17 protein-coding genes are annotated in these 18,220 nt (G+C 66.9%); 8 read left to right on the top strand and 9 right to left on the bottom strand.

What is annotated here, in order from left to right; all coding sequences use genetic code 11:
- Entirely contained in the window at positions 1-327 is a 327-nt protein-coding gene (locus AB4089_RS13195) for an EthD family reductase (protein ID WP_441409738.1), read from the bottom strand.
- Positions 328-338: 11 nt separating this feature from the next.
- Positions 339-1,922, bottom strand: coding sequence for an acyl-CoA carboxylase subunit beta (locus tag AB4089_RS13190; RefSeq protein ID WP_441409737.1), 1,584 nt, complete (start codon positions 1,920-1,922; stop codon positions 339-341).
- Between the two features lie 132 nt (positions 1,923-2,054).
- Here AB4089_RS13190 and AB4089_RS13185 point away from each other — a divergent pair, with 132 nt between their 5' ends.
- Together AB4089_RS13185 and AB4089_RS13180 are read left to right on the top strand one after the other, a co-directional pair.
- Positions 2,055-2,549: a MaoC/PaaZ C-terminal domain-containing protein gene (locus AB4089_RS13185; protein ID WP_441409736.1), complete on the top strand. Its 495-nt coding sequence runs from the start codon at positions 2,055-2,057 to the stop codon at positions 2,547-2,549.
- A gap of 3 nt (positions 2,550-2,552) precedes the next feature.
- The gene (locus AB4089_RS13180; RefSeq protein ID WP_441409735.1) at positions 2,553-3,749 is read left to right on the top strand and encodes an acyl-CoA dehydrogenase family protein; all 1,197 of its coding nucleotides are present in this window, start codon (positions 2,553-2,555) and stop codon (positions 3,747-3,749) included.
- A 117-nt stretch (positions 3,750-3,866) separates the two neighbouring features.
- On the opposite strand, the gene AB4089_RS13175 is transcribed toward AB4089_RS13180, so the two are convergent.
- Positions 3,867-4,316, bottom strand: coding sequence for a cupin domain-containing protein (locus AB4089_RS13175; RefSeq protein ID WP_441409734.1), 450 nt, complete (start codon positions 4,314-4,316; stop codon positions 3,867-3,869).
- A 220-nt stretch (positions 4,317-4,536) separates the two neighbouring features.
- Between AB4089_RS13175 and AB4089_RS13170 the strand changes: the two genes are divergently transcribed.
- The 4 genes from AB4089_RS13170 (at position 4,537) to AB4089_RS13155 (ending at position 8,050) form a co-directional block, all read left to right on the top strand.
- On the top strand, positions 4,537-5,061 hold the full coding sequence (locus AB4089_RS13170; protein ID WP_441409733.1) for a hotdog fold thioesterase: 525 nt from the start codon (positions 4,537-4,539) through the stop codon (positions 5,059-5,061).
- Between the two features lie 16 nt (positions 5,062-5,077).
- Entirely contained in the window at positions 5,078-6,406 is a 1,329-nt protein-coding gene (gene paaK, locus AB4089_RS13165; RefSeq protein WP_441409732.1) for a phenylacetate--CoA ligase PaaK, read from the top strand.
- Positions 6,407-6,505: 99 nt separating this feature from the next.
- Complete coding sequence (locus tag AB4089_RS13160; protein WP_441409731.1) at positions 6,506-7,111, top strand: TetR/AcrR family transcriptional regulator; 606 nt, start codon at positions 6,506-6,508, stop codon at positions 7,109-7,111.
- A gap of 84 nt (positions 7,112-7,195) precedes the next feature.
- Positions 7,196-8,050 carry a DUF427 domain-containing protein gene (locus AB4089_RS13155; RefSeq protein WP_441409730.1) on the top strand — a complete coding sequence of 285 codons (855 nt, stop codon included), beginning with the start codon at positions 7,196-7,198 and terminating at the stop codon, positions 8,048-8,050.
- 167 nt (positions 8,051-8,217) lie between these two features.
- On the opposite strand, the gene AB4089_RS13150 is transcribed toward AB4089_RS13155, so the two are convergent.
- Together AB4089_RS13150 and paaZ are read right to left on the bottom strand one after the other, a co-directional pair.
- Positions 8,218-8,625 (bottom strand): VOC family protein, encoded by a 408-nt coding sequence (locus AB4089_RS13150; protein ID WP_441409729.1) that lies wholly within the window; start codon positions 8,623-8,625, stop codon positions 8,218-8,220.
- A 173-nt stretch (positions 8,626-8,798) separates the two neighbouring features.
- Positions 8,799-10,901: a phenylacetic acid degradation bifunctional protein PaaZ gene (paaZ, locus tag AB4089_RS13145; RefSeq protein ID WP_441409728.1), complete on the bottom strand. Its 2,103-nt coding sequence runs from the start codon at positions 10,899-10,901 to the stop codon at positions 8,799-8,801.
- Positions 10,902-11,066: 165 nt separating this feature from the next.
- Here paaZ and AB4089_RS13140 point away from each other — a divergent pair, with 165 nt between their 5' ends.
- Complete coding sequence (locus AB4089_RS13140) at positions 11,067-11,483, top strand: PaaI family thioesterase (protein WP_441409727.1); 417 nt, start codon at positions 11,067-11,069, stop codon at positions 11,481-11,483.
- Positions 11,484-11,701: 218 nt separating this feature from the next.
- The gene (locus AB4089_RS13135; RefSeq protein ID WP_441409726.1) at positions 11,702-12,910 is read left to right on the top strand and encodes a globin domain-containing protein; all 1,209 of its coding nucleotides are present in this window, start codon (positions 11,702-11,704) and stop codon (positions 12,908-12,910) included.
- 173 nt (positions 12,911-13,083) lie between these two features.
- Here AB4089_RS13135 and AB4089_RS13130 read toward each other — a convergent pair whose 3' ends face one another.
- The 4 genes from AB4089_RS13130 to AB4089_RS13115 all read right to left on the bottom strand — a co-directional run bounded on the left by AB4089_RS13130 (position 13,084) and on the right by AB4089_RS13115 (position 18,220).
- A complete protein-coding gene (locus AB4089_RS13130; RefSeq protein ID WP_441409725.1) occupies positions 13,084-15,921 on the bottom strand; it encodes a trypsin-like serine protease in 2,838 nt (945 codons plus the stop codon).
- Between the two features lie 24 nt (positions 15,922-15,945).
- Positions 15,946-16,626 carry a tyrosine-protein phosphatase gene (locus AB4089_RS13125; protein WP_441409782.1) on the bottom strand — a complete coding sequence of 227 codons (681 nt, stop codon included), beginning with the start codon at positions 16,624-16,626 and terminating at the stop codon, positions 15,946-15,948.
- Positions 16,627-16,691: 65 nt separating this feature from the next.
- Entirely contained in the window at positions 16,692-17,315 is a 624-nt protein-coding gene (locus AB4089_RS13120; protein WP_441409724.1) for a GNAT family N-acetyltransferase, read from the bottom strand.
- Positions 17,316-17,347: 32 nt separating this feature from the next.
- Entirely contained in the window at positions 17,348-18,220 is an 873-nt protein-coding gene (locus AB4089_RS13115; RefSeq protein ID WP_441409723.1) for a 3-hydroxyacyl-CoA dehydrogenase family protein, read from the bottom strand.

Raw genomic sequence — 18,220 nt, 5'->3', positions numbered from 1 at the left:
TCAGTCCCCCGCGGCCGCTAGCGGCACGTCGACTTCTTCGGCAAGGAACCATTCGACGCTCTCCAGGAAATGGTGCTCATGGTCGAACAGCTCCTTACCTTCGGAGCCTCCGTACGCGGCCTTGACGTCGGCCACCGAGCGGAACCACAGTTCTGCCATGCCGCTGTACGGCCAGGCCTTCCGGTGCTCGATTGCGGGGTTCTGCCGGTACCGGATGATGCCCGGGAGCTTGCGCACGTAGGCCGGGTGCTCAACGTTCCAGAAGTGCAGGAACTCCTCCCGGGTCAGTTCCGGCTTGGCTTTGATGACGGCGACCACCTTGATCATGGGTGCGCGCCTTAGGCCGGGGTGACGGCCTGGCGCCGCTCCACGGGGACCATCTTGCGCTTGGAGTACAGGCCCAGCCGCCTGGTCAGATCGGCGCGCAGCTCGTTGGCGGGGACCACAGCTTCTACAGCGTTCGCGTTGGCGATCTTGAAGACGTCGATGCCTTCTGCATACTCGGCTTGCTTGGCCAGGATGAACGCCTTGCGCTCGGCCGGATCCTCAATCTCGTGGATCTGGTTGTAGTAGATGCCGTTGACTGCGGCGTCCGGCCCCATCAGTGCGGGACGGGCCGTGGGCAGTGCGATGACAGCGTCCGGGTTCATGGGGGCACCGGACATAGCCAGGTAGCCGCCGCCGTAGGCCTTGCGGACCAGGACAGTGATCCTCGGAACCCGGCATTCAGAGACGGCGAAGATCATCTTGGCTCCGTGCCGGATGATGCCCTGGCGCTCCACGGCAGATCCAATCATGTATCCCGCGATGTCAACGAGGAAGACGATGGGGATGTTGTAGGCGTTGCAGATCCAGATGAAGCGGGCAGCCTTGTCCGAGGAGTCGGGGAAGATGGAGCCGCCCATGTGCCTGGGCTGGTTGCCCACCAGCCCCACCGGGCGGCCGTTGATGCGGGCGAAGCCGGTAAGCATCTCGGGAGCGAACAGTTCCTTGTACGGGAACCAGGATCCTTCGTCCACGAGGGATTCCACGAATTCCTCCATGTCGAAGACCTCGGCCTCGCGCAGCGGAACGATTTCCTGCAGGGTGCGTCCGGGGCGCGGCTCGATTGCGGGGGCCAGCGGCGCGGGGGTTTCCCAGTTTGCGGGCAGGAAGGACAGCCAGACGCGGATTGCGTTGAGGGCTTCCTCGTCGCTTTCCACCAGGACATCGCCCAGGCCGGAGACCGTGCAGTGCATCTCGGCGCCGCCCATTTCCTCCAGCGTCACCTTCTCGCCGGTGACCATTTCCGCCAGGCGGGGTGATCCCAGGTAGGCGGTTGCGTGCCCGCGGACCATGATGGTCATGTCGCAGAGCGCCGGAACGTAGGCCGAACCCGCAGGCGACGGGCCGAAAAGGGCACAAACCTGGGGAACACGACCGGAAATCTGGACCTGGTTGTAGAAGATGTTGCCCCAGGCGTGGCGGCCGGCGAAGCTCTCGAACTGTTCGTCGATGCGTGCACCGGCGGAGTCGAAGAGGTAAACGATGGGGATGCCGGCGGCATCAGCGTTCTTCTGCGCCTGGGTGATCTTTTCGAACGTGCGGTTGCCCCAGGTGCCGGCCTTGACGGAGTAATCGTTGGCGATGACGCACACTTCGCGCCCGTCAACGCGGCCGAACGCGATGACGACGGCGTCACCGGGCAGGCCTTCCTCATAGCGGGCGAGGAGCCCGTCCTCGATGTAGTTTTCGTCGTCGAACAGGATTGCCAGGCGTTCCCGAACGAGGAGCTTTCCTGATTCTGCGATCTTCTTGCGGTTCTTCTCTGAACCACCGAGGCGGGCCGAAGCGAGCTTCTCGGTCAGTTGTTCGTGCACGGTTGCTGCGGGGACTCCGATGTCCGGCACCGGCGCGGGGGCGACGATCGTAGCTTCACTCATGTTGAGCCTCCAGGAATTCGAGTTGTTGTTCCCTAATTAGTATACGAACAAGCGTTCGCTAGTCTAGTCTTATTCCAGGTGACTTACGATTCCCCTAGGCTCCGACCTCATTCACCCGAACAGGAGAGAGACATGCACAGCATTGATCCCCAACTGGCCGGCACCACGCTGCCGCAACCCAAAGGCCGCCCTGACCACTACTGGGAAGATCTGGTGGCAGGCGACGTGGTCCGCACGGCAGGTATGACCATCACGGATGCACACCTGGTCCAGTGGGCAGGCCTCACGGGCGACGTCGTCTCCCTGCACCTGGATGAAACCTATGCGGCAACGACGCCGTTCGGACAGCGCATCGCCCACGGGCCGCTGACCATGTCCCTGGGCCTGGGCCTGATGACCCAAACAGGCTATTTCAGCAACGTGGTCGCATGGCTGGGCCTGGATGAAGTCCGTGCCCTCGCCCCGGTGTTCATCGGGGACACCATCCATGTTGACGCCACGGTAGCCATGGCGCGCGAGACCAAAAAGCCGGACCAGGGCATCTGGAAAATTGATTACTCGGTACTGAAACAGGACGGTTCCACCGTCATGACATTCAGCAGCAGCTTCATCATTAAAAGGAAGTAGGCCATGACAATCCAGGACAATTTCCGCCCGGCACCGCCGGCCGAAATCTCCGAGCCCGACGAATTCGCAGCGCTGCGGACACGTGTGCGCGCCATGCTCGCCGAGCACGTCACGCCGGAGCGGCTCAACAAGTTCGACGAAGCCGAAGAATACGACGTCGAGCTCTACCGCGAGATTGGCGCCGCCGGTTTGATCAAGCTCGACGGCGAGCTCCACGGCCATGGACCCAAACACCAGGCGCAGGCGGTGGTTCTTGAGGAACTCGGCGCCGGCCCCACGTCGGTGGCCGTGAGCATGGTGGTCCAGTACATGGGCGTCCAGCTCCTTCACACCTATGGCAACCGCCAGCAGCAGGAAGAGTTCCTGGCTCCCCTGCACGCCGGCAAAGCCAAGATGTCCTTCGGACTGAGCGAGCCCGACGGCGGAACTGACGTTGCCCGGGCCATGAAGACCAACGCCACACGCCTGGACGACGGTAGCTACTCCATCTCCGGACAGAAGAAGTGGATCGGCGGTGCGATGGACGCGGACTACCTGATCCTTCTGGCCCGGACCAGCGAAACCACCCGCTCCGCCATTGACGGCATCACCATGTTCTTGCTCCCCCGCTCCACGCCCGGGATCAGGACCGAAGTCATCGACACCATGGGCATCCGCGGCCTTGCGCAGTGCGACGTCTACCTCGACGACGTGCGGGTCCCGGCAGCGAACGTCCTGGGTGAACTGGACAGGGGATTCCGCCAGGTTCTGGATACGCTCAACGGCGAGCGGCTCAATGGAGCCGCGGTGGCTTTGGGGATCGCCCGCGGAGCCATGGAAACCGCCATCGGATGGGCACGTCAGCGGCACGCTTTTGGCCGCCCCGTGGGCTCCTTCCAGGGGCTCCAGCACAATCTGGTGGATGCCAGCGTGAAAATTGAATCCGCCAGGCTCCTCCTGCGCCAGGCAGCAGAAGCGTCCGACGGCAGCGAGGGAACCAATGAGACCTGGTCCGCCATGGCCAAGCTCGCGGCGTCCGACGCAGCAACCACCACCACCGACGTTGGCATGCGGGTCATGGCCGGCTGGGGGTTCTTCCGGGGCCTGCCCATGCAGCGTTACTTCCGCGATGCCCGGCTGTACACGTTCGCGCCGCTTACTGACGAGATGACGCGCAACTACATCGGCGAGAAGCACTTGGGACTTCCCCGGTCCTTCTGACCGGCACCTATCAACGACAAGGGGCGGCTACCTGTTCGGTAGCCGCCCCTATATTTGGACCAACGACAACAAAAAGGGCGACTACCCTTTGGTAGCCACCCTTTTGCTTGGGGGAAATCAGGAACGGTAGTCGATTTCGAGGTCCACGACGTTCTGTTCGCGCAGGTTGACGACGATGTTGTCCGGCGTACGGGTGGTCATCCAGACCAGTTCCTCGGTCTTGCTGGCGTTACCCTCGATGTGCGGCATAAACGGCGGCACGAAGACGAAGTCACCCTCTTCCAGGTAGACGATCTGGCTGTAGCCCTCGCCGTAGCGGATGAAGCCACGGCCCTTCAGCACATACCCTCCCGTGTTGGCTTCCCCATGGTGGTGGGCATCCGAGATCTCCCCAGGACCGGTGAAGACCTTGCCGAACCAGAGTCGCTCAACCGGACTGCTTTCCTTACTGACGCCGGAGATGCGGCGGGCATTCAGCGTCTGCCCCGGCGCCGCGGCCAGTTCGTCCGCTCGATTCACGCGGAACAAGTCCACGTTGCGGTTGATGTCAAAGGCCACTTCAGTCATGGCAAATCCCTTCCAAGGTTTTTGAGTTGCCGCCGGTTTCGTCGTTGCAGCCGGGGCCCGAATTCAGTATGTGTCCTTCGCATCAGCTAGTCAAGACGTACGCTTGTTCGTTCAATCTCGGTCGCAGCGGGAGCGCCGACGCCTAGCGGCCCTTGACAGCTTGGTCCAAAATGGGATTACCTAATGAACATTCGGTAAATAAAGCTGGAGGCAACGACGCATGGCTGAACTGACGGTTTCCGGGGGCACCCACCCCATCCTGAAAGACGACTACGCCTCGGAATGGATGGGCATCGAAGTCCTGGCGCTGGACGACGGGCATTCCACGATCCGCATGACACTCCGGCAGGAAATGCTCAACGGCTTCGGCATGGCCCACGGCGGAATGATCTTCGCCTTCGGCGACACTGCCTTCGCACTCTCCTGCAACCCGGCCAATCCGCTCCCGGGCGAGGATTCCAACATCACAGTTGCTGCCGGCGTCGACATCAACTTCCTGAAGCCCGCCTTCCGCGGACAAGTGCTGACCGCCGTCGCGAACCGCCGCGCCAGCACCGGACGCAGCGGGCTGTACGACATCCAGATCTACGCCGCCGACCCCGCGGGCACGCCCGCGGCACCGCTGTCGGTACCGGCCGGCGCGGCCCCCGCAGCCACCCTTCCGGGCCAGCTCCCCACCGATATCGCCCCGGGCGAACTCATCGCCGAGTTCCGCGGCCGCAGCCGCACCATCTCCAAGAAATAGAAACAGGGAACCACAGATGACCCAAGAAACTGCCGCCGCCACCACTGACGCTGTCCTGGACCGCGAGGAAACCATTTCCCGCGACGAACTCGAGGCGCTCCAGCTCAGCCGCCTGCAGCACACGGTGGCCTACGCCTATGACCGCGTCCCCCTGTACAAGCGCAAGTTCGACGAGGCCGGCGTCCACCCGACCGACCTGCGTGAACTCTCCGACCTCGCCAAGTTCCCCTTCACCACCAAGGAAGATCTCCGGCTCGAGTACCCCTTCGGCATGTTCGCCGTGCCGCAGAACGAGGTCGCCCGGATCCACGCCAGCTCCGGCACCACCGGCCGCGCCACCGTGGTGGGCTACACCAAGAAGGACCTCGCCGACTGGGCCAAGCTCGTGGCCCGCTCGCTGCGCGCCTCCGGCGTCCGGCCGGGCATGAAGGTCCACAACGCCTACGGCTACGGCCTGTTCACCGGCGGCATGGGCGCCCACGCCGGCGCCGAGGCCCTCGGCTGCACCGTCATCCCGATCTCCGGCGGCCAAACCGAACGCCAGATCACGCTCATCCAGGACTTCAAGCCCGACGCCATCCTGGCCACCCCCACATACCTGCTCACCATCGCCGACGCAATGATCAAGCAGGGCATCGACCCGGCCTCCACGTCGCTGAAGTACGCGGTCCTGGGCGCCGAGCCGTGGACCGAGGAAATGCGCCACGAGCTCGAAGTGACCATGAACATCAAGGCCTGCGACATCTACGGCCTCTCCGAGGTCATGGGCCCGGGCGTCGCCGGCGAAGCGGTGGAAACGCAGGACGGCAGCCACATCTGGGAGGACCACTTCCGGCCCGAGATCATCGACGCTTTCGACCCCTCGGTGGTGCTGGGCGACGGCGAACCGGGCGAGCTGGTCTTCACCTCGCTCACCAAGGAAGCGCTGCCGATCATCCGGTACCGTACCAAGGACCTCACCCGGCTGCTGCCGGGCACCGCGCGCCCGGCGCACCGCCGCATGGGCCGCATCACCGGCCGCAGCGACGACATGATCATCCTGCGCGGCGTGAACCTCTTTCCGTCGCAGATCGAGGAGATCGCCCTGCGCATCCCCGAGCTCAGCCCGCACTTCCAGCTGGAACTCACCCGGCCCGAGGGGCACCGGATGGACCAGATGACCGTCAAGATTGAGCGCCGCGACGCCGTCACGGCCGAGGGCGCGGCGGCCGCCGCCAAGGTCCTGCAGCAGCAGATCAAGATCCATGTCGGTTCCTCCTGCGCCGTGGACGTCGTCGACCCGGGCTCGCTGGAGCGGTCCAACGGCAAGCTGCGGCGGATCTACGACATGCGACCCAAGGGCTGACCCGGCCCCGCTTGTTCAGCCACCCGGTCGGCCCGGCCGGCGTGTCCTGCGAGGCCACGCTAGCCGGGCTGACCGACCGTTCATGAGAAACTAGCGAGTATGCCCACCACAGCACCCACCACCAAGCGCGGCCGTCCCGGCTATGACCAGCAATCGGTCCTGCTGATCGCCGTCGACGTCTTCAACCGCCACGGCTACGACGCCACCTCGATGGGCATCCTCGCCGAGAATCTGGGCATCTCCAAGTCCGCGATCTACCACCACGTGCCGTCCAAGGGCGATCTGCTCAAGCTCGCGCTGGACCACGCCCTCGGCGGCCTTGAGGCCATCCTGGACCGGCCCGAGGCGCAGACCGGCTCGGCCGATGCCCGGCTGGAATTCGTGGTGCGCCAGACCATCTCGGTCCTGGTGGAACGCCTGCCGTTCGTCACGCTGCTGCTGCGGCTGCGCGGAAACACCGAAATCGAACGCAACGCCCTGGAGCGCCGGCGCACCTTCGACCACAAGGTCGCCGCCCTGATCTCCGAGGCCCGGGACGAGGGCTCGCTGCGCCAGGACATCGACCCCCGCACGGTCACGCGCCTGCTTTTCGGCACCATCAACTCGATCGTCGAGTGGTACAAGCCCGGCGGTTCGCTCTCCCCGGAGAAGCTGGCCGACGACGTTATCACCATGGCGTTCCACGGCCTCCACGTCCCCGGCTGACCCTGGCCCGTGGCGGCCCGGAGTCGCATTGACGCCGCGGCGCCCCGGGTCCACGCTGTGAGGATGGCCACCAGACTATCGAAGGTGCTAATTGGCGCTTTCCCCCACCTGCGCTACGAACCCACTGCCAAAAGGATCCGCGCGAGCCTGGACGGGACCCCCCTCGTCGACACGACACAGGCCTGGCTGGTCTGGGAACCGCACCGGGTCACCCCCATCTTCGCCGTGCCGGAGCAGGAACTGATGGCGGATCTCACCCCACCGGCCCTCCCGGCGGCCGCGGTGGAGGAGCATGCCTTCGCCCTCCGGCAAGGCGAGGCACGGACCTCCMTGGACCCCGGAACAAAGTTCGGCAAACACACCTGCGCCGGAGAGGAACTCGACGTCGTTACTGCGACGGCAACGGCCCCCCGGGCCGGCTTCCGGCCCGAGGACCCCGACCTGGCCGGCTACGTCGTGCTGGATTTCTCCGCCTTCGACTGGCTGGAAGACGATGAGGAAATCATCGGCCACCCCCGGGACCCGTTCCACCGCGTCGATATCCGCGCGTCGAGTTTGGATGTGGAGGTGGCGCTCGACGGCGTGACGCTCGCCCGGACGACCGGCGCGCAGTTCCTCTACGAGACGTTGCTGCCGGTGCGGTACTACATCCCGCCGTCGGACGTCCGGCTGGATCTGATCGAGGAGAGCGCAAAGCGAACCGTCTGCCCCTACAAAGGCCAGGCGAGCTACTGGAGCTACCCGGGGTCGGCGGAGGGCCGGAACGTCGCGTGGAGCTACGACCGCCGGTACCGCGACGCCGCCCAGATCCACGGCCTCATCAGCTTCTTCAACGAGCGCGTGGACCTGAGGGTCGACGGCGTCCTCCAGCCGCGCCCCGTGACGCCCTGGTCCCGTCGGGACAGTGCGGGCGGCCCGGGCGGCCCGGGGGCACTTTGACGACTGCTGCCCGCTGATCGCCGGCAAATATCGGCGGGTCCGCGTCAATGTGGCCCCGCCCGGCAGACTCGGCCATAGAAGAAGCGCCCCGGCTCTCGCCGGGGGCGCTTCTTCTGTGGCGCTACTTCTGTGGCGCTTCTTCTGTGGCAGACTACCCAGGGCTGGGCTCAGAGCTGGTAGTCAGCTGCCGTGGTGATGTCCTCGTGCACGCACAGAATGTTGTGCTCGGAATCCATGAACCAGGCGCACTTCTCGGAATCCGTCGTACAAATATGGTTCTCGGTCTTGAGATCCGGGAGATCGTAGTCCTGGAACATGACTCCCTTTGCTTCCATCTCCTGGACGGTGCGTTCGATCTCGCTGACTTCGAAACTCAGGGTGGTGTGCTCTGAATGCTTTCCATCCTTGACTGGCATGAGCTGCAGCATGGGGCCGCCTGCCGAGCCGAACAATTCGCTTCCGTCGTCTGCCACTCCCCGGTGCGGGAGGCCGAGCGTCTCGGCATAGAAACGCCGGGCGCGTTCTGCATCATCGACTGGCAGGACTGTTGTGGCTTTGTTGAGTACTAGGGTCATTTCGCCACCTCCTACGAGCAAGATTTTACGCCGCAGCGGGGTGGAAAGAGCCTGCAAATTGGCCCGCTGACACATGCCGGCCGCCTGCCCCTCTCCGGTTGCTCTATCACTTGTGGCTGCCATTTCGGTCCTTTGGCAACCACAAGTGATAGAGCAACGGGGTAAGGAAGCGGCTACTTCTCGACGAGGGTCAGGACGTCGTACGTGGCCACGATTTCGTCGTTCTGGTTGGTCAGGACGGCGTCCCAGGCCACCTCGCCGTATTCGTCGGTCTCGCGCGGGGTGATCTTCTTGGCCGTCAGCGTGACCCGGATGGAGTCGCCAGCGGCCACCGGGGTGATGAAGCGCAGGTTCTCCAGGCCGTAGTTGGCCAGCACCGGGCCCGGCGCGGGCTCCACGAACAGGCCGGCCGCCCAGCTGAGCAGCAGGTAGCCGTGCGCCACGATGCCCGGGAAGAACGGATTGGCCTCGGCGGCCTCCTGGTTGGTGTGGGCGTAGAAGGTGTCGCCGGTGGAGTTCGCGAACTTGGTGATTTCATCCAGCGAGACTTCGCGCAGCTCCGAACGGATGGCGTCGCCGATGTGCAGCGTGGCCAGGGACTTCCGGAACGGGTGCTGGCCCTCGGTCTCGAGCGTGAAGTTGCGGTCCGCGCCGGTGTGCCAGACCCCGGTGACGGCGGTCAGCATGTTGGGCGAACCCTGGATGGCGGTGCGCTGCATGTGGTGCATCACGGAGCGGATGCCGCCAAGCTCCTCGCCGCCGCCGGCGCGGCCGGGCCCGCCGTGGACCAGGTGCGGGACCGGGGAACCGTGGCCGGTGGAGCTGCGGGCGTCCTCGCGGTTGAGCATGAGCACGCGGCCGTGGTGGGCGGCAATTCCGGTGACGAGTTCGCGGGCAACCTCGGGATCGTTCGTGCAGACCGAGGCGACCAGCGAGCCGCCGCCGCGGGCGGCGAGGCGGACGGCGTCGGCCAGGTCCGTGTAGCCGATCACCGAGGACACGGGACCGAAGGCCTCGAGCGAGTGGACCTCCTCGGCCTCCGGGTTGGCCCAGCTCAGCAGGACCGGTGACATGAAGGCACCGCCGTCCACGACGCCGACGCTTCCGTCCGCGCTGGTGACCTTCGGCGCGTCGAGCGTGCCGTAGGCAAGCTCCCCGCCGGCGTCGAGCATGGACTGGACGGCGGCGCGCACGTCGGCGAGCTGCTCGAGGGAGGCCAAGGCACCCATGGTGACGCCCTCCGCGCGGGGGTCACCGAGCACAACGCGTTCGCGGACGCGGTCCCCCACGGCGGCGACGACGTCGGCCACCAGTTCCTGCGGCACGATCGCGCGGCGGATGGAGGTGCATTTCTGGCCGGCCTTGGCTGTCATCTCGGTGACGAGGGACTTGATGAAGGCGTCGAATTCCGGCGTGCCCTTGACGGCATCCGGGCCCAGGATCGCGGCGTTGAGGGAGTCGGTCTCGGACGTGAAGCGGACCCCGCCCTTGACCACGTTGGGGTGGGACTTCAGCGTGTTGGCAGTCGAGGCGGAACCGGTGAAGGCAACGAGGTCGCGGTAGTCCAGGTGGTCCAGCAGGGTGCGGACGGAGCCGGAAATCAGCTGCAGCGAGCCCTTGGGCAGGATGCCGGATTCGTCGATCGCCTTGACCACGGCGGCGGCCACGTAGCCGGTGGGGGTGGCCGGCTTGACGATGGTGGGAACGCCGGCGAGGAAAGCCGGGGCGAGCTTCTCGAGCATGCCCCAGACCGGGAAGTTGAAGGCGTTGATCTGCACGGCGACACCGGGGATGCGGGTATAGATGTGCTCGCCGGCGAACGAACCGTCCCGGGACAGCACCTCCATGGGGCCATCCACCACCACCTGGGCGTTAGGCAGTTCCCGGCGGCCCTTGGAGCCGAACGTGAACAGGACTCCGATGCCGCCGTCGATGTCGATCATGGAGTCGACTTTGGTGGCACCGGTCTGGGCCGAGAGCGCGTAGAACTCCTCGCGCCGGCCGTTGAGGTACTGCGCCAGCTCCTTGAGCTTGAGGGCCCGCTGGTGGAAGGTGAGGGTGCCCAGTTCCGCCTGGCCGATGGTGCGGCCGTAGTCCACGACGCCGGCGAGGTCGAGTCCCTCGGTGCTCACCTTGGCCAGGAGCTCGCCGGTGCTGGCGTCCAGGACCGGCGCGGCACCGGCAGCGGAGGCGGCGTCGGGGGTCCACCAGGAACCCCGGATGAAGCTGGGGACGATCTCTACAGTGTCTATGGTGGGTACGGCTGTGGTGGTCATCGTTGACGGGTCCTTCCATCGCGGGGCAAGATCAACACGGCCGGAACATTACTGACCGTCCGTTCGGTAATATGTTCTAGAGTACATGAATGAGGCCTGCCGCACACTAGCCGCGGCGGCACCGACCGGCATGGCCCTCCGCCGGCCGGCAACAAAGGAGACGCAATGACGCCCGAGACCGGCAGCACCGAGATGTGGAAAATCACCCTCGGGGAACTCGACGAGAAAATGGGCGTGAAGATCCTCGAGGAGTCCGTGGACCGGGTTGTGGCGACCATGCCGGTGGAAGGCAACCGCCAGTCGTTCGGGCTCCTGCACGGCGGCGCCTCACTGGCAGTCGGAGAGGCGGTAGGCTCCTGGGCCGCCGTCATCCACGCCAGCACGCTGGGCAAGACGGCCGTTGGCGTGGACGTCTCGGCCACGCACCACAAATCGGCCCGCGAGGGTCTGATCACCATCACGGCGACCCCCATCCACCTGGGCGGCACCCTGACCACGCACGAGGTGCTGATCACCAACGAGGCGGGCCAGCGGCTCTGCACCCTGAGGATCACCAACCTGCTGCTGGACCGCAAGGGCTGAGCCCCGGCCCGCGAGTTCGCCGGAACGCTGCGGGCCCGCCGGTTATTTACGGCGTATTGGCACCGTACCGGCGAACTCGGGCGCACTCCGTACCTCGATATTCCACAGCGACGTAGGGCCGATTGACCCGGAAGGCCCGCTCCCCGGACTGTTAGCTTGGGAGTGCCGAGTCGCCCGGCACCGCCGGGTTTCACCGGTCGCACCGGAAAGGGTCCGCCATGCTCTCAGACACCTCGCGTCCCGTCATCCAGGCAACGCTTCCTGTGGTCGGCGAGCACATAGAGGAGATCGCCAAGCGCTTCTACAAACACATGTTCGAAGCACGGCCTGACCTCCTGGACGGCCTCTTCAACCGGGGGAACCAGGCAGACGGCCGCCAGCAGCAGGCACTCGCCGGATCCATCGCGGCATTCGCCAGCACGCTCGTGGAGCATCCTGACCAAGTGCCGGATCATCTGCTCTCCAGGGTGGCGCACAAGCACGTGTCGCTAGGACTCAGTCCGGACCAGTACCAGGTTGTCCACGACCACCTCATGTGGGCGATCGTGGATGTCCTCGGGGAAGCCGTCACTGACGAGGTCGCCGCGGCCTGGGACGAGGTCTACTGGCTGATGGCAAACCTGCTCATCAACAAGGAGCGCGGGCTGTACAACGCCGTGCACCTGTCCCCGGAGACCATTTGGCGGACGTGGAGGGTGGTGCGGCGGATCCAGGAGACCGATGACGTCATCTCCTTCGTAGTTGAGCGGACCGACGAGCGCGACGTCAAGCCGTCCCTGCCCGGGCAGTACGTCACCATCAAGATGACCATGCCCGACGGCGTGCAGCAGCCGCGCCAATACAGCCTGACCAAGGCCGACGACGGCCAGCACCGGCAGTTCGCGGTCAAGCGGGTCCACACTCTTGGGAAACCCGACGGCGAGATGTCCACGCTGCTCCACAACAACGTCCAAGTGGGCGACGAGGTGGTGCTCTCGGCCCCGTTCGGCGACGTGGTGCTGGAGTACACGGACCGGCCCCTCGTCATGGCCAGCGCCGGAATCGGCATCACTCCGATGGCCGGAATGCTCTCCCATCTTGTGCAATCCGCTTCGCAACGCCAGGTGATGCTCCTGCACGCCGATGACAGCGAGGCATCCTTCCCGCTCCGCGCGCAGGTCGAAGAGGATCTTGCGAAGCTGGCGGACGGGACACTGAAGACGTGGTTTTTGACCCCAGCAGAGGCCGGAGAGTCGTCCCGAGCAGCGTTTTCCGGCTTCATGGACGTCACCGCCGTAGAGCTCCCCGACGACGCCGAATACTACCTCTGCGGTCCCCTGCCGTTCCTGAAGTCGGTTCGAAGTGCCCTGATCGCCGGTGGCGTCGCTGCCAAGGACATTCAATACGAGGTATTCGGCCCGGATCTCTGGTTGGCTGATTTCCAGTAGCCGCGGCTCGCTGCCCTGCACCCCCGAGCCCTCGAATTCGCCGGAACACTACGGGCTCGCCGATTAATTGCGGCGTACTGGCAGCGTTCCGGCGAACTCGAGCCAGGAGCCGGAGCGCGGTAGGCCCGCAGCCCGGGTCCCGGTAGCCAAGGCGCGGAGGCCCGGAGATGCTGCTAGCGGCCTGCCCGGAGCCGGCCGAAGGCCACCAAGGCCGCGCCGAGCAGCAAGGCCGCGGCGCCGAGACCGGCAGCTGGTAGCAGCCCCGTGGCGCCCGTGCTGGCCAGCTGGTCCCCATCGCCTGGCGAACCGCCCGGCGTTTGGCCGCGCGCAGTCACGGAGGCGTCCGACGGCGGGACGGGAGACGGCGCCGGGGCGGCCGGCGCGGCGGGGGTCACCGGTTGCTGCGCCGCTGGTTGCTGGTTGGCCGGCGGGCCCGGGGCTGCGGGCTGGCCCGGCGCCGGGGTCTCGTCAGGGCTGCCCGCCGAAACGGCTGCGGCGTCGACGGTGAACGCCACGGTAGCCGGCAGCGAAGCGACACCGTCGATGGCTTGGGTCACCGTCAGAGTGTGCGCTCCGGCGGCCAGTTCTGCGGGGAACGGGACACTCCACTGGGCACCGCCGGCCAGGTTCCGTGGAATCCGCGGCTGAAGCTCGGCCAGCGTCCCTGCCGCTGACCTGCCGGAGCCGGCCTGCGCTGATCCAACGGGCGCACCGTCCACCGCTACGGTCACTGTGGCACCGTCAATGGCTGTGCCGGAGATGCCGGCGGGCAGGGCGTCCTGGCGCACATGTCTGCCATCCCGGGGGCTCGACACCGCCGGAGCCGGCGGAATGATGGAGAGCGTGCGGGTCACTGCGGGACTGTCAACTTCTCCGGGAGCCGTGAGCACCGCCGTGAGCGGAACCTTCCCGAAGACCGGCTGGTCTGCCACCTTGATGCTCCACCGGCCGTCTGAAGCGACTGTGCCCCTTCCGGTGAAGCCGCCGGATAGCCGTACCGTGCGGCCGGCTTCACCGGTGCCCTCGATCGTGTCGACGGCGGTAAGCGCCGGGCCTTCCGTCGGAGAGGTGATGGCAGGGGCGGCGAGGACGGACACGTCGACCGACAGGGAGATTGCCCCGGAGCGGCTGAATCCGTTCACCGTTTCAGCCGAGAACGTGTAATGCCCGGCCGACGACGGCGCGGCGACCTGCCAGTTTCCCGAAGCGTCGATTGGTACTGCCACCGATTGGGCGGCCTTCTGGCCAGATTTCTGGCTTTGGACCGTGATGCGGACTTTGGAATTGGGAGCCACCACGGAGGCCGGGCCGGCGTCCACATGCCCGGTAATGGGCTCGCCGGCCGTGACCGCTCCGTTGGCGGCCTTCGTGAGCGTTGGCTTGGTCAGGAACAGCTGCAGCTGGACACCGCCGGGGACCCGTCCGGTGGCGTCCTCGAGAGTGGTAGCGATGGCCCGGGTCTGTACGCCGTTTTCGCTCTCGGCCCCGGTGTGCATGCCGACCGCGAAGTTCCCGCTGATCCAGGGTCCGCCGGAGTCTCCGGGGCGGGACTTGACGGTGCTGGAGTCGAAGCCGTTGAGCGCCCGGAGGTCGTTGTTGTAGTCCGGCGGGAGGGAGTGCGGTCCGGCGATGACCCAGGTTCCCACCGAGTCCACGGTCCCGCACGACCAGCCGAGCGTCCGGCCGGACCGGCACACGGGCTGGCCCTGGAACGGGGCCACGGTTCCGACGATCTTTACCGACGTCGGCCCCGGGTTGGCGGGGTTGTCCCACCGCGTGATGGCGGGCTGGAGATCCACGCCGCTCCGGATGCCCTTGAGGACGGCGATGTCCGTGCCGACGTTGGTACCGTCCGACGCCACTGTGGTGTTGCCCGGACCGCCGAACTGGCTGAACCCGAACGTCCCCAGGATCCCGGCGGCCTTGCCCGAGCCCGGGGTGGCTGAACCGGCGGCGCTGGCCGCCGGCGCCCCTGCTGGGTCTTCAATCCGGGCCTGTTTCGCGGCACCGTCATCGGCGCAGTGTCCTGCCGTCAGGACCAGCGGCTCACCCGTGGCGTCGTAGGCACCGAACCCGGCCGAGCACAGTGTGCGCCCGTCAATGATGTAGCCCTGGCCGCCAAAGAAGTCCCCTTCCGTGGCGACCCTCGATCCTTGTTCCAGCGCAACGTTTGCGTAGCGGGCCACGAAGTCGGCCGCGGACATCTTCGCCGTCRCACCCGGTCCTGCCGCCGGTTGCCCGGCCTGGCTGGCGTCGGCGATAGGGACGGCGTCAGGGCCGGCGTGGGGCTTGGTGCCCACGGCCGGAACAGGGGCTGGGACAGACTGCGCGGTGTTGGTGCCGCCGGTGCGGATGACGAAGTGGCCGTTGGTGTACGTGACCGCCTGCAGCCCGGCGGCCCCGACCTCGCGGACGTAGGCCTCGAACAGTTGCTGCGTGCTGGAGGCCAGGAGCTCCGCGGCAGACGGGACAGCAGCCGCGGCCGCAGGGGCGGAAAGCACGAAGTCGGCCGGGCCGGTCCCGTTCAGTTCGGCCACGCGGGCCAGGAGTTCGGGGCTGCTTCCTTCCACAGCGATCTTGCCGCCGGCGAGGCTGATCCCCACATAGCCGGGGAGGGCGCGCAGGGAGGGTGCGGCGTCGGCCGCCCGCCGGGCCAGTGCACCGGCGGCGTCGAATTCCGCCAGGGTCATGCCGAGGTCCCGCTGCACGGCCTCAGCCAGGCCGGCATCGCTGATGGGCGCAGTGGAAGTCTCAGTGGAAGGCGCAATGGAAGGTGCAGCGGAGGGCGCCGAGGACGAGTCAGCCGGTGAAGCATCAGGGAGTGAAGAAGCGGAAGTGTCCGACGGCGCCGGGGTCGCCGTCGTCGAGCCGGACGGGGCCGGGGCGGGCGTGCCGGAGCCGGCTTCGGCCAACGCCGGAACGGCGGACAAGGCACCGGCGGATACGGTACCGGCAAGCGCAATCGCGAGGGCAGCGGCCCGCACTATCGGCTGGAACTTCGGAGTCTTCACTGGGCCACCCTACCCGCGGGAGCCCTATCTGCCGAGCTTGGCAACGATAGTCGCGAGCTCCCCGGACGTCACCCCATGGCGGATCAGGTAGTCCGCGGTGTTCAGGGACCGGACAAATTCCAGCAGGCTTTCGCCCCGGGATTCCAGCAGGGGCAACAGGACGGCGTCGGGCAGGAACCGTTCGTGGGGATGCGGGACGGCGGCGTCCCGGTGGTGCTCGTTGATGCCCCGCATGGAGCGCTGGTAGCCGCGCACAATGGCCTCGTCACTGTGCCCGGCGAGGTCCTGGAGCATGGCGGCAATCATGCCGCTCCGGTCCCGGCCTGCAGAGCAATGGATGACCACGCCGCCGCCCGCGGCGGCCACCGCTTTGAAGACGCCGGCCAGCAGGTCCGGGAACAGCCTGGCGTTGTCGGCATAGGAGGCCGGGTCGTTCAGGTAGGGCACGCAGAGCGCGCGGAATTCGGCGTTGCCCGGGTCTTCGGTGGGGGCCATCACGACGTCGAAACCGGCCAGGGCGGCCGGCGCCACCGGCGGGTCGGTCTCCCGGCGCCGGATTTCGGTTTCGTTGCGGAGGTCGATGACGGTCCGGATGCCGTGGCGGTACGCCTGCCGCCAGCCGGCCTCGGTCAGCCATTCGCGGCGTCCCATCCGGTACACGTCCCCGGCCACATGCCACGCGTTGACGGCCCCGTCCCACTCCATCGCTCCGGGCGCCGCCGTCCCGGACCCGTCCGTTCCGCCAGCCCGCTGCAGGCCGCCGGCCGCCATTACCGGACCCTGGCCAGCCGGGCCTCCAGGCCGTTGCGGACCATGGGCCACTCGTGCTCGAGGATGGAAAACACGACAGTATCGCGCAGCGCACCGTCGCCGCTGCGGGTGTGGCTGCGCAGGATGCCGTCCTGCTTGGCGCCCAGCCGCGCGATGGCCTCGCGGGACTGGTGGTTGAGCCAGTGGGTCCGGAATTCGACGGCGGGGCAGCCCAGGGTCTCGAAGGCGTGCCGCAGCAGCAGCAACTTGGAGTCCGGGTTGCTGCCGCTGCCGTGTGCGGACGCCGCGTTCCAGGTGGAGCCGATCTCCACCCTGGGCGTGGCGGCGTCGATGTTCATGTAGGTGGTCATGCCGATCACCCGGCCCGGCCCGCCCGTGGCGGGGTCAAGGAGCCGCGTGGCGAAGGGCAGCATGGACCCCTGGTCCTGCAGGGCCAGGCGCCGCTCAATCTCGGCGGCCATCTGTTCCGGGGCGGGCACGCTGGTGTACCAGAGGTGCCACAGTTCGCCGTCGCGGGCCGCCTCGACGAGGCCGTCGTGGTGGTCCTGGCTCAGCGGCTCGAGGACGACGTATTTGCCGGTCAGGGTGATGGGGGCGATCGCGGGACGGTCCAGGGAAGTCACCGCACCATCCTAGGGGCACGGACCTGCGCCGGTCACTTGGTCCAGTCGAAGAAGCCCTTGCCGGATTTGCGGCCCAATTCCCCGCGGGCCACCTTGTCGCGGAGGATCTGCGGCGGGGCGAACCGCTCGCCCAGCGTGGACTGCAGGTATTCCGCGATGCCCAGACGCACGTCCAGGCCCACGATGTCGGTGGTCCGCAGCGGGCCCGTGGGGTGCTTGTAGCCCAGGACCATGGCGTTGTCGATGTCCTCGGCGCTGGCCACGCCCTCTTCCACCATGCGCATCGCTTCGAGGGCGATCGCGACGCCCAGCCGGGAGGAGGCAAAGCCGGGCGCATCATTGACCACGACGGCGGTCTTGCCGAGGGCCTCGACCCAGCCGCGGGCGGCCTGGGCCAGGGCCTCGGACGTCTGCTCGCCCATGACCACCTCGATGAGCGTCGACGCCGGCACGGGGTTAAAGAAGTGCAGCCCCAGGAAGTTCTGCGGCCGCTTCAGCTCACGGGCCAGTCCGTTGACGGACAGCGATGACGTGTTGGACGCAAGGCAGGCGTCCTCGGCAAGCCGTTCCTCGATGCCGCGCAGGGCGGTGACCTTCAGGTCCCAGTCTTCCGGGACGGCTTCGACTACCAGCTGCCGGTCCTTGAAGTCGTCATAGTCCACGGTGACCGCGAGCCGGGAGACCATCTCGTCCAGGTTGCCGTCCACGGCGCCGCGCTCAATGCTCTTGGCGGCGGCGGATTCGACCCGCTCGCGGGCGGCCTCGGCCGAAGCCTCGTCGCGCTCGACCACCAGGACATTGGCTCCCTTGATCAGGAATGCGTGGGCGATGCCTGCGCCCATGCGGCCGCCGCCGAGCACTCCGACGGTCGCGGGTAGGTTGGCGGGGAGTACGGAGTTGCCCAT

The organism is Arthrobacter sp. 2MCAF15 (assembly GCF_052115605.1).
Lineage (GTDB): Bacteria > Actinomycetota > Actinomycetes > Actinomycetales > Micrococcaceae > Arthrobacter.
This window is presented reverse-complemented; position numbering and strand designations above follow the sequence as displayed.

Excerpts from the sequence above, each read along its gene's own strand:
- AB4089_RS13195 (WP_441409738.1), bottom strand. The coding sequence starts at position 327 with ATGATCAAGGTGGTCGCCGTCATCAAAGCCAAGCCGGAACTGACCCGG.
- AB4089_RS13190 (WP_441409737.1), bottom strand. The coding sequence starts at position 1,922 with ATGAGTGAAGCTACGATCGTCGCCCCCGCGCCGGTGCCGGACATCGGA.
- AB4089_RS13185 (WP_441409736.1), top strand. The coding sequence starts at position 2,055 with ATGCACAGCATTGATCCCCAACTGGCCGGCACCACGCTGCCGCAACCC.
- AB4089_RS13180 (WP_441409735.1), top strand. The coding sequence starts at position 2,553 with ATGACAATCCAGGACAATTTCCGCCCGGCACCGCCGGCCGAAATCTCC.
- AB4089_RS13175 (WP_441409734.1), bottom strand. The coding sequence starts at position 4,316 with ATGACTGAAGTGGCCTTTGACATCAACCGCAACGTGGACTTGTTCCGC.
- AB4089_RS13170 (WP_441409733.1), top strand. The coding sequence starts at position 4,537 with ATGGCTGAACTGACGGTTTCCGGGGGCACCCACCCCATCCTGAAAGAC.
- paaK (WP_441409732.1), top strand. The coding sequence starts at position 5,078 with ATGACCCAAGAAACTGCCGCCGCCACCACTGACGCTGTCCTGGACCGC.
- AB4089_RS13160 (WP_441409731.1), top strand. The coding sequence starts at position 6,506 with ATGCCCACCACAGCACCCACCACCAAGCGCGGCCGTCCCGGCTATGAC.
- AB4089_RS13150 (WP_441409729.1), bottom strand. The coding sequence starts at position 8,625 with ATGACCCTAGTACTCAACAAAGCCACAACAGTCCTGCCAGTCGATGAT.
- paaZ (WP_441409728.1), bottom strand. The coding sequence starts at position 10,901 with ATGACCACCACAGCCGTACCCACCATAGACACTGTAGAGATCGTCCCC.
- AB4089_RS13140 (WP_441409727.1), top strand. The coding sequence starts at position 11,067 with ATGACGCCCGAGACCGGCAGCACCGAGATGTGGAAAATCACCCTCGGG.
- AB4089_RS13135 (WP_441409726.1), top strand. The coding sequence starts at position 11,702 with ATGCTCTCAGACACCTCGCGTCCCGTCATCCAGGCAACGCTTCCTGTG.
- AB4089_RS13125 (WP_441409782.1), bottom strand. The coding sequence starts at position 16,626 with ATGGAGTGGGACGGGGCCGTCAACGCGTGGCATGTGGCCGGGGACGTG.
- AB4089_RS13115 (WP_441409723.1), bottom strand. The coding sequence starts at position 18,220 with ATGGGCAACTCCGTACTCCCCGCCAACCTACCCGCGACCGTCGGAGTG.